General features: G+C 72.7%; 8 protein-coding genes. 4 read left to right on the top strand and 4 right to left on the bottom strand.

The window, feature by feature from the left end; genetic code table 11:
* On the bottom strand, positions 1–1,429 hold a 1,429-nt coding region (locus tag E2E34_RS25950; protein ID WP_138904343.1), incomplete at its 3' end, for a serine hydrolase domain-containing protein.
* A gap of 240 nt (positions 1,430–1,669) precedes the next feature.
* On the opposite strand from E2E34_RS25950, the gene E2E34_RS25945 reads away from it, so the two are divergent.
* Both E2E34_RS25945 and E2E34_RS25940 read left to right on the top strand, forming a co-directional pair.
* Positions 1,670–2,782 carry an NAD(P)H-dependent flavin oxidoreductase gene (locus tag E2E34_RS25945; RefSeq protein ID WP_138904342.1) on the top strand — a complete coding sequence of 371 codons (1,113 nt, stop codon included), beginning with the start codon at positions 1,670–1,672 and terminating at the stop codon, positions 2,780–2,782.
* Complete coding sequence (locus E2E34_RS25940) at positions 2,779–4,335, top strand: acyl-CoA synthetase (RefSeq protein ID WP_138904341.1); 1,557 nt, start codon at positions 2,779–2,781, stop codon at positions 4,333–4,335. The genes E2E34_RS25945 and E2E34_RS25940 overlap by 4 nt, the downstream gene beginning before the upstream one ends.
* A gap of 128 nt (positions 4,336–4,463) precedes the next feature.
* Here E2E34_RS25940 and E2E34_RS25935 read toward each other — a convergent pair whose 3' ends face one another.
* Together E2E34_RS25935 and paaK are read right to left on the bottom strand one after the other, a co-directional pair.
* Entirely contained in the window at positions 4,464–6,863 is a 2,400-nt protein-coding gene (locus E2E34_RS25935; protein ID WP_138904340.1) for a penicillin acylase family protein, read from the bottom strand.
* 104 nt (positions 6,864–6,967) lie between these two features.
* A complete protein-coding gene (gene paaK / locus E2E34_RS25930) occupies positions 6,968–8,257 on the bottom strand; it encodes a phenylacetate--CoA ligase PaaK (protein WP_138904339.1) in 1,290 nt (429 codons plus the stop codon).
* Between the two features lie 132 nt (positions 8,258–8,389).
* Here paaK and E2E34_RS25925 point away from each other — a divergent pair, with 132 nt between their 5' ends.
* Positions 8,390–9,271 (top strand): alpha/beta fold hydrolase, encoded by an 882-nt coding sequence (locus tag E2E34_RS25925; RefSeq protein ID WP_138904338.1) that lies wholly within the window; start codon positions 8,390–8,392, stop codon positions 9,269–9,271.
* A gap of 191 nt (positions 9,272–9,462) precedes the next feature.
* Complete coding sequence (locus E2E34_RS25920) at positions 9,463–9,837, top strand: DoxX family protein (RefSeq protein ID WP_138904337.1); 375 nt, start codon at positions 9,463–9,465, stop codon at positions 9,835–9,837.
* 72 nt (positions 9,838–9,909) lie between these two features.
* On the opposite strand, the gene E2E34_RS25915 is transcribed toward E2E34_RS25920, so the two are convergent.
* Entirely contained in the window at positions 9,910–10,107 is a 198-nt protein-coding gene (locus tag E2E34_RS25915) for a DUF4236 domain-containing protein (protein ID WP_138904336.1), read from the bottom strand.
* Between the last annotated feature and the right edge of the window lie 67 nt (positions 10,108–10,174).

Here is a 10,174-nt window from a genome sequence, read left to right as displayed (position 1 = left end):
TCCAGCCCCAGGTCGCGAACGATCCGCCGGGGCAGCAGCGACACGAGGTACGAGTAGCGCGAGAGCCTGGCGTCGACTCCCGCGAACGGCCGGGTGGACACCGCCGCGCCCCCGGGGTGGCCGAGGCCATGCCGGAGAACCACGCGGTGCGGCCGCGGACCGGGCGTACGGCGACCGCGCGGGCCAGCTGGTTGGCCGCGGCCACGCGCGGTGCGCTGCCGGAACGGTGGCTGCGCACCGGGTGGACCGAGTTGCCCAGGAGGACGAGGAAAGAGTCGGTGGACGGGTCGAGGACCAGGCTCGTGCCGGTGAACCCGGTGTGGCCCGCCGTGCGCGGCGTGGCCATGGCCCCCATGTACCAGTGCTGGTACAGCTCGAAGCCCAGGCCGTGTTCGTCGCCCGGGAAGGCGGTGTTGAAGTCGGTGAACATCAGCTCCACTGACTCGGGCTCCAGGATGCGGGAACGCCCATACGCGCCGCCGTTCAGGAGCGTACGGGCGAGGATCGCGAGATCCCAGGCGGTGGAGAAGACACCGGCGTGGCCGGCGACACCGCCGAAGCTGTACGCGTTCTCGTCGTGCACCTCTCCCCACACCAGCCCCCGGTCGAGGCCCGACCACGGTGGCCGGGCGTCCTCGGTGGCGGCGATCTTCGGTTTCCAGGAGGCGGGCGGGTTGAAGCGAGTGCGGTGCATCCCGAGCGGAGCGGTGATCTCGTCGTGGAGCAGTGCGTCCAGAGTGCGGCCGGTGATCTCCTCCAGCACCAGCTGCAGGGAGATCAGGTTCAGGTCGGAGTACAGGTACTTGGTGCCGGGCGGGCTGGCTGGCGCCTCGTTCCACAGCAGGCGCAGCTTCCCCTCCCGTGTGGGCTCCTTGTAGAGCGGGATCCAGGCACGGAACCCCGACGTGTGGGTGAGCAGCTGGCGTACGGTCATGTCCTGCTTGCCCGCGCCACCGAACTCGGGGAGGTACGCGGCGACCTTCGCCTCCAGCTCCAGCGTGCCGCGCTCGATCTGCTGCACGGCGAGCACGGACGTGAAGAGCTTCGAGACCGACGCCAGGTCGAAGACGGTGTCCTCGGTCATCGCGATCCGCTGGTCCGCCGGGAACTCCACCGCCGTGTCGGTCTTCTCGTCGTACGCCGCGTAGCGCACCGCCGACCCGATCGCCCGATGCAGCGCCACCGTGCCGCCCCGCCCGGCGAGCAGGACCGCGCCGGCGTACCAGGGGTACTTGGGGGAGGGGCCGAGGAAGCGCTCCGCGTCGGCGACGAGCTGCGTGAGGGGGCCGGGCAGGAGCCCGGCGCGTTCGGGTGAACCGCGCCGCAGTGTCGGGCGGCCCCGGCCGGCGCGGCCCGCCGCCCGGTTCGGCGCCGCGCTCGCGCGGCCCGCGGCCGCCGGGGCGAGCACGAGGGCGCCGCCCAGGGCCATGATGCCGCCGAGCCTGCGCCTGCTGATTCCTCTGCCCGCTTCCGCTTCCGCTTCTGCCGCACTCGCCGCACCGTCGGTCACGAGCCACCCCTTGTGAAAGTAACTGCCGCCACGTGTTCAACAGATGAAACTTTCTTGCAGGCGGTGGGTGGTGTCAACCACGCCGAGGAGCCCCAGATATCTGACGCATCATCAGAGAATCTCTTCCCTCGTCCGCCCGACTGCGGCATCCTGCCGCCCATGGAGACGGAGCTGAGCAAGAAACTGGGTGTCGAGCACGCCATCTGCGGCTTCACACCCTTCCCGGCGGTGGCCGCCGCGATCACCCGCGCGGGCGGGTTCGGCGTCCTCGGAGCCGTCCGCTACACCGAGCCCGGCGAACTCGCGCGCGACCTCGACTGGATGGCGGAGCACACCGACGGGAAGCCGTACGGACTCGACGTCGTCATGCCCGCGAAGAAGGTCGAGGGCGTCACCGAGGCCGACGTCGAGGCGATGATTCCCGACGGACACCGCAAGTACGTCGAGGAGACGCTCGCCCGATACGGCGTGCCCGGACTCGCCCAGGGGGAGGCGTCGGGATGGCGCATCACCGGCTGGATGGAGGACGTCGCCCGCAACCAGCTCGACGTCGCGTTCGACTACCCCATCAAGCTGCTCGCCAACGCCCTCGGCTCGCCGCCCGCCGACGTCATCGCCCGCGCCCACGACCACGGCGTCCTCGTCGCCGCCCTGGCCGGCAGCGCCCGGCACGCCAGGCACCACGCCGAGGCGGGCATCGACGTCGTCGTCGCGCAGGGCTACGAAGCGGGCGGCCACACGGGCGAGATCGCCTCCATGGTCCTCGTCCCCGAAGTCGTCGACGCTGTCCACCCCCTGCCCGTACTCGCGGCCGGAGGCATCGGCAGCGGGGAGCAGGTGGCCGCCGGTCTCGCCCTCGGCGCGCAGGGTGCCTGGCTCGGTTCGATCTGGCTGACCACCGAGGAGGCCGACCTGCACTCGCGCGCCCTCACCGCCAAGCTCCTCGCCGCCGGCTCCGGCGACACCGTCCGCTCCCGCGCCCTCACCGGCAAACCCGCCCGCCAGCTGCGCACCGAATGGACCGACGCCTGGGACGACCCGAGCGGACCCGGGACGCTTCCCATGCCGCTCCAGGGCCTGCTCGTGGCCGAAGCCGTCTCCCGCATTCAGAAGTACGAGGTCGAACCGCTGCTCGGCACGCCCGTCGGCCAGATCGTCGGCCGCATGACGTCCGAGCGCGGCGTCCAGGACATCTTCGACGACCTCACCCGTGGTTTCGAACGCGCCGTGGAACGCCTCGGCCGCATCGCCGGAAGGAGCGACCGTTCATGACCGCGACTCAGCCGCCCAACGGTTTCTGGGCCCAGGCGACGGCGGACCCGGGCCGTACGGTGCTCACCGCACCGGACGGCGAGCAGTGGACGGCGGGACGACTGCACGCCGCCGCCAACCAGCTCGTCCACGGACTGCGCGCGGCGGGCATGCGGCAGGGCGACGCCTTCGCCGTCGTCCTGCCCAACGGCGTCGAGTTCTTCACCGCCTACCTGGCCGCCTCCCAGGCCGGCTTCTACCTGGTACCGGTCAACCACCACCTCGTCGGACCGGAGATCGCCTGGATCGTCGCGGACTCCGGCGCCAAGGTCGTCGTCGCGCACGAGCGCTTCGCCGAAGCGGCCACCGCGGCGGCCGACGAAGCGAAGCTTCCCGGGAACAGCCGTTACGCCGTCGGGAGCGTTCCCGGGTTCCGTCCGTACGCCGAACTGCTCGCGGGACAGCCCGAGTCCCTGCCCGCCGACCGCACCCTCGGCTGGGTCATGAACTACACCTCGGGAACGACCGGACGCCCCCGCGGCATCCGCCGCCCGCTGTCCGGCAAGCTCCCCGAGGAGTCGTACCTCGGCGGTTTCCTCGCCATCTTCGGCATCCGCCCCTTCGACGACAACGTCCACCTCGTCTGCTCACCGCTTTACCACACCGCCGTGCTCCAGTTCGCGGGCGCGTCCCTGCACATCGGTCATCCGCTCGTCCTCATGGACAAGTGGACGCCCGAGGAGATGCTGCGCCTCATCGACCGGCACGCGTGCACCCACACCCACATGGTCCCCACCCAGTTCCACCGGCTGCTCGCCCTCCCCGAAGTCGTACGGGCGTCGTACGACGTGTCCTCGATGCGCCACGCCATCCACGGCGCGGCGCCCTGCCCCGACCACGTCAAGCGGGCGATGATCGACTGGTGGGGCCACTGCGTGGAGGAGTACTACGCCGCCAGCGAGGGCGGCGGCGCCTTCGCGACCGCCGAGGACTGGCTGAAGAAGCCGGGCACCGTCGGCAAGGCCTGGCCCATCAGCGAACTCGCCGTCTTCGACGACGACGGCAACCGCCTGCCGCCCGGCGAACTCGGCACGGTCTACATGAAGATGAGCACCGGCGGCTTCAGCTACCACAAGGACGAGAGCAAGACACGGAAGAACCGCATCGGCGACTTCTTCACCGTCGGGGACCTCGGCGTCCTCGACGAGGACGGCTATCTCTTCCTCCGCGACCGCAAGATCGACATGATCATCTCCGGCGGCGTCAACATCTACCCGGCCGAGATCGAGGCGGCGCTCCTCAGCCACCCCGCCGTCGCGGACGCCGCCGTCTTCGGCATCCCGCACCCGGACTGGGGCGAGGAGGTCAAGGCCGTCGTCGAACCCGCCGAGGGCCACCCGCCCGGCGACGCGCTGGCCGCCGCCGTCCTCGCGCACTGCGACCAGCGGCTCGCCGCCTTCAAGCGGCCCCGGAGCGTCGACTTCGTCGAGGCGATGCCCCGCGACCCCAACGGCAAGCTGTACAAACGCCGTCTGCGCGAGCCGTACTGGGAGGGCCGCGAGCGCGCCGTCTGAGCGAGGCCGCCCTGGAGGGCCGCCGGCGCGCCGTCTGACGACACCACGAATCGCTCCGCCCGGAGCCCCCCACCCGCACGGGGCCCTCACCGCAGCGGTGAGGGCCCCGTCGCGACGACGCCAACGCGTCAGCGCTCGCGCACCCGCTCCACCCGCAGGGCGGGCGAGCGGAGGATGTCCTTCTCGCAGAACCGGGACGTCACCCAGCGCTCGCCCGAGTAGAGCCGGGTCTGGTCGCTGTAGTGCGGCGACGACGGGTTCGACGACTGGGAGTACGTCAGCAGCGTGCGCGCCACCGGGCACCGGCCGCCGTCCCAGCCCACCGCCTGGATGTGGCTGGAGCCCGTCGACACCCCCGGGTAACCGCCGGCCGCCGCGTCCCACACGGGCTCGATCTTGTTCCAGACGCCGAGCGACTCCGTGCCGCCGTGCAGCGGCAGGCGCTCGCCGTCGCGTACGGCGAACTGGTGCGCGCCCAGGGGCGCGTCCAGCGCGATGCCCGCCGCCCTGAGCTCCGACACCGCCCCGGTCAGGGCGCTCGCGAAACCGGGCGCGGCCGTGTTGAGCGTGTGCGGTGTACGCACCGGATCCGCAGCGGAGAACGGCACCTTCCACAGCTGCGCCGCCGGCACCGACGCCACCAGCCGGCGCCAGAAGCGGTCGAAGAGCAGAGCGCCCGCGCTGTCGGTGTTCACCGTCCGGTCCCACCGCCCCAGCGCCTCGCACGCCTCCTTCAGACCGAGGTCCGGGCGCTCCGCCGCCAGCGCGGTGCATGCCTTCGCCGTGTCGGCCGCCGCCAGGTCACCGGCGGGCGCCCGGTTCGCGAACTGCTGGCGCTGGAGGTCGCCGACCGTCAGCCCGCCCCGGCGCGCCATGGCCGCCACGTCCTCGACGGCGCCGCGCGTGCGCAGGGAACGGGGCGTGGCCACCGTGCCGAAGATCCGCTCGTACCCCGTCAGGGGCCGGTCGGCGTTGGTCAGCCAGGCGCTGTCGTTGGAATTCTCGGCGTACGGGGCGTCCTTGAGCACCGGCATCCGCGACGGGCCGAAGATCCCCGGCTGCACCGCGTCCTGGTCGGAGCCGAGCGCGCAGTCGGCGCGCGACCCGTCCAATACGGCGACTCCCGAGGCCGGGTACGTCGCCTTCCCGAGCGGCGTGGAGCAGCGCCCCGCCAGCTCGTCGGTGATCCGCGGCAGGACCTGCGCCTGGCTGAAGAACGAGTGCCCGGCGGAGTCGGCCGCGACGGTGTTCACCCAGGGCAGGCCCTGGACGCGGCGCAGGGTGCGGTGGATGTCCCGCGTGGAGCGGGCCTTGGCGAAGCCGAGCGCGGTGTCGGAGCCCCGCAGGTTCGCGGCGTTCGGGTCGTTGAGCGCGTACGCCGTCGTCGCCGACCAGGGCAGGGGCAGCGAGGCGCCGAGCCCCGAGACGACCGGCCCGTAGCGCGTCCACCACTGCGTCCGGGTGACCGGCGCGCCGCCCTTGACCGGCACCGACACCGTCCGCCGCGTCATGCGCTCCGGCCTGCCGTCCACCAGGTACGCCGTCGGGTCGGCCGGATCCAGTTTCAGCTCGTGGAGGTTGAGCGTGACGCCGGTCGCCACGGTGTGGCTCCAGGCCACCTTCTCGTTGAACCCGATGCTGACGACGGTCGTGCCGAGCAAGGACGCGCCCGAGACGTTCAGTTCGCCCGGGATGGTCTGCTGCGACTGCCAGAAGCGCCGGCCGCCCTGCCACGGGTAGTGCGGGTTGCCCAGCAGCAGCCCGCGCCCGTTGGCGGTGGTCCTCCCGCTGAACGCCACCGCGTTGGAGCCCATGCCGGCGCCGTCCGAAGCGAACAGCTCGCGCGCCGCCCGCGCCGCCCGCCCGGGGTCCGCCCCGCCGACCGGCGCGGTGCCCGGCGGCGTCGCGGCGGTGATGCCGTCGACCGCGCGCCCCTGGCCGCCGAGCACGGACATCGCGAAGCCGCGCCGGGCGACGTCCAGGGGCGTGACCGGGCGCACCCAGTCGGCGCCCGCGCAGGCCGGGTCGGTGACGCGGTTCTGTGCGAGCCACGCGTTGTACCCGGCGGCCCAGCCGCGCATCGACTCCCTGATCTGCCGGCTGGGCCCGGCCGGTGCGGGCGTGGCCAGCAGCTTCTCGACCGTGCCCGCTTTCCGCACCCCGGCGAAGTACAGGTCGCTGGACAGGTTCCTGGCGGCCGACGAGAGGGAGCCGTCGGGCGCCGCGTCCGGGCCGAAGTGGCGCGAGCGCTCGCCTCGCACGGTCACGAAGCCGTCGGCGAGGGTGCACACCTGGTCGGCGGCCTGGGCCCAGCCGGTGCCGAAGCCCAGGTTCGCGTAGTCCCTGGCCACGATGTGCGGGACGCCGTACTCCGTGTAGCGGATCAGCGCGGACAGCCGGCCGGACGACGGGTGCCGGTCACGGGAACCGTCGTCGGCCCCGGCCGGGGCCGCGGGCAGCGCGGCCGGGGCCGTCACCAGGGCGACGGAGGTGAGCGCGAGGCGTCTCAGGCGGGTGCGGAAGTGCAACGTGCCTCCCAAAGTGACCGCGGTGCGCGGAAGTTGGCGCGGTGATCGGTCCATGCACGCAGCCGGGCGCGCTCATGTCAACATTCCGTTCCGCCTCGCCGCGCTCACTTCTCCCGCAGATCCTCGATCCGCCTGAGCTTGCCCACCGACCGCTCCAGCGTCCCGGGGTCGACGATATCCACCCCGGCCGTGACCCCGACGCCCTCCTTGACGGCCGCCGCGATCACCGTCGCGGCGGCGGCCCGCTGGTCGCCGGTGGCCTCCGGCCGGGCCTCGGCCCGGACCGTCAGCCGGTCCATCCGCCCCTCGCGGGTCAGCCGGAGCTGGAAGTGCGGGGCGACCCCGGGCGTACGCAGCACGATCTCCTCGACCTGGGTGGGGAAGAGGTTCACACCGCGCACGATGACCATGTCGTCGCTGCGTCCGGTGACCTTTTCCATCCGCCGGAAGCCCGGACGCGCCGTTCCCGGGAGCAGCCGGGTCAGGTCACGGGTGCGGTAGCGGACGACCGGCATGGCCTCCTTGGTGAGGGACGTGAACACCAGCTCGCCCTGCTCGCCGTCCGGCAGCACCGCGCCGGTGACCGGGTCGACGACCTCCGGGTAGAAGTGGTCCTCCCAGATGTGCAGCCCGTCCTTGGTCTCCACGCACTCCTGGGCCACGCCCGGTCCGACGACCTCCGAGAGCCCGTATATGTCGACGGCGTCGATCGCGAACCGCTCCTCGATCTCGCGCCGCATCTCCTCGGTCCACGGCTCCGCCCCGAAGATCCCGACCTTCAGGGAGGTGGTACGCGGATCGACGCCCTGGCGCTCGAACTCGTCGAGCAGCGTCAGCATGTAGGAGGGCGTCACCATGATGACCTCGGGGCGGAAGTCCTGGATCAGCCGCACCTGGCGCGCGGTCATGCCGCCCGAGGCGGGGATGACGGTGCAGCCGAGGCGCTCGGCGCCGTAGTGCGCGCCCAGGCCGCCGGTGAACAGGCCGTATCCGTACGCCACGTGCACCTTGTGCCCGGGGCGGCCGCCGGCCGCGCGGATCGAGCGGGCGACCATGTCGGCCCACATGTCCAGGTCGCCCCGGGTGTAACCGACGACCGTCGGGACGCCCGTCGTGCCGCTGGAGGCGTGCAGGCGGCGGACGTCGGACTGCGGTACCGCGAACATCCCGAAGGGGTAGTTGTCGCGCAGGTCGGTCTTGACGGTGAACGGGAACCGCGCGAGGTCCGCGAGCGAACGGCAGTCGTCGGGGCGCAGCCCGGCCTCGTCGAACGACCGGCGGTAGAACGGAACGTTCTCGTACGCGTGCCGCAGAGTCGCCCGCAGCCGGTCCAGTTGCAGGGCGCCGAGCTCCTCGGGCCCGAGCTCCTCCGCCGCGTCCAGCAGAACCGTCATGAGTGACACTCCCGTACCGATCGGACAACCGATCATTCGGTTGATCTTCCGGGGCCAGTAATCCAGGAGCCCGGTCGGGCGTCAAGGGAGGGGAATTGCCTTGTCCGCCCCGCGCTTGCAAGGATCTTGTGCATGAGGGACACGGGGACATACGGCACCGAGACGTTCAGCGCGTACGACGGCACCGCGCTCGCCTACCACCTGGCCGGTGCGGGGGAGCCCCTGATCTGCCTGCCCGGCGGCGCCATGCGGGCCTCCGCCTACCTCGGGGACCTGGGAGGACTCTCCGCGCACCGCCGGCTCGTCCTGCTCGATCTGCGCGGCACCGGCGACTCCGCCGTCCCGGACGACCCGGCGACGTACCGCTGCGAGCGCCTCGTCGACGACGTGGAGGCGCTGCGCGAGCATCTGGGCCTGGAGCGCCTGGACGTGCTGGCGCATTCGGCGGCGGGCAGTCTCGGCATGCTGTACGCCGCCGCCCACCCCGAGCGCGTCCGGCGCCTGGCGCTCGTCACCCCGACCGCGTGGGCGGCCGGGGTGCCCGTGACGGCCGAGGACCGCCTCTCGGCGGCGCGGGCGAGGAAGGGTGAGCCGTGGTTCGAGGAGGCGTACACCGCTCTCCAGGCGCAACTGCGCGGCGAGGAGACGACGGGTTCCGCCTACCCGTTCTTCTACGGGCGCTGGGACGAGGCCGCACGGGCGCACGCGGCGGCGAGCCCGCGCGAGCTCAACCGCGCGGCGGCACACGTGTTCGCCACACAGAGCGTCTTCGACCCGCCGGCGACGCGGGCCGCGCTGGCGGACCTGGCCGCGCCCGTGCTGGTGGTCGCGGGAGAACGCGACGGGGTGCCCACGCCGGAGCGGGCCACCGAGGTCGCCGCGCTCTTCCCCGGCGCCGAGCTGGCCGTGCAGCCCGGCGGCGGCCACTTCCCGTGGCTCGACGACCCGGGCTGGTTCGTCCGTACGGTGGGCGCCTTCTTCGAGGCCGGACCGTACGGTACGCGGCGGAGCTGATCCCGCACTGCCGCACGGTCACCTTCGGGCCATCGGATGTATCAGGAGGTACCTGAGGGGTTCCTCGCGGAACTCGGGGCGGCGGGCCGTTGTTGACGCGATGTCTAGCAATGCGGCGTACCGGCTGGTGATAATCATGGTGCCGGGACGCACCCGCGCGCGCTCGCCCCAGGACCGCCCAGGAGGCCCCGTTGACCGCCACCGACCGTTCCGCGCGTCTTCTCGTGGGGCTGCTCGCCGCGGCGGGCGCCGCCCACATGGTGGCGCCCAAGCCGTTCGACGCGACCATTCCGCAGGCGCTGCCGGGAAGCCCCCGCGCGTGGACGCACGCGAGCGGCGTCGCCGAACTCCTGCTGGCGGCAGGCGTCGCCGTGCCCCGTACGCGCCGGGTGAGCGCGGTCGCCGCCGCCTGCTTCTTCGCGGGCGTCTTCCCGGCCAACGTGAAGATGGCGTACGACTGGCGGCACAAGCCCGCCGCCCTCAAGTCCCTCGCCTACGCGCGGCTCCCGCTCCAGGTCCCGCTCGTCCTGTGGGCCGCCAAGGTCGGGCGCGAAGCCGCCCGCTGACCCACCGGCCGGCGCACGGTCACCGGACCTCGCCCGGGCCGGCGGTACGCGCGGGCCCAGGCACGGCGCGGGTCACCGGCGGCGCGTGCGCGTGGTCCTGCGCCAGCCGAAGGGGCCCGGCAGATCCATCGAAGTCGTGCGGCGGCCCGTGCTGCTCGTGGTGCGGCGGGGGCCGTTGCGGCCACCGGTGGTGATGGACCAGGAGTGACGGTTGATGTTCAACCGCACCCCCGGGAGGATCCGGAAGCTCTTGCGGAACGTGATCGGCATGGTCGACGCCCTCCTCGGGTGGGATCCGATGCTGTACGGGTTTCCCGTCCGGCGCGCACCATGCGCC

Origin of the sequence: Streptomyces albidochromogenes (assembly GCF_005981925.1) — a bacterium.
GTDB classification, from domain to species: domain Bacteria; phylum Actinomycetota; class Actinomycetes; order Streptomycetales; family Streptomycetaceae; genus Streptomyces; species Streptomyces albidochromogenes.
Note: the sequence above shows the minus strand (reverse complement) of the source record. Positions and strands in the feature narration are given on the sequence as shown.

Excerpts from the sequence above, each read along its gene's own strand:
- E2E34_RS25925 (WP_138904338.1), top strand. The coding sequence starts at position 8,390 with ATGAGGGACACGGGGACATACGGCACCGAGACGTTCAGCGCGTACGAC.
- E2E34_RS25945 (WP_138904342.1), top strand. The coding sequence starts at position 1,670 with ATGGAGACGGAGCTGAGCAAGAAACTGGGTGTCGAGCACGCCATCTGC.
- E2E34_RS25940 (WP_138904341.1), top strand. The coding sequence starts at position 2,779 with ATGACCGCGACTCAGCCGCCCAACGGTTTCTGGGCCCAGGCGACGGCG.
- paaK (WP_138904339.1), bottom strand. The coding sequence starts at position 8,257 with ATGACGGTTCTGCTGGACGCGGCGGAGGAGCTCGGGCCCGAGGAGCTC.
- E2E34_RS25915 (WP_138904336.1), bottom strand. The coding sequence starts at position 10,107 with ATGCCGATCACGTTCCGCAAGAGCTTCCGGATCCTCCCGGGGGTGCGG.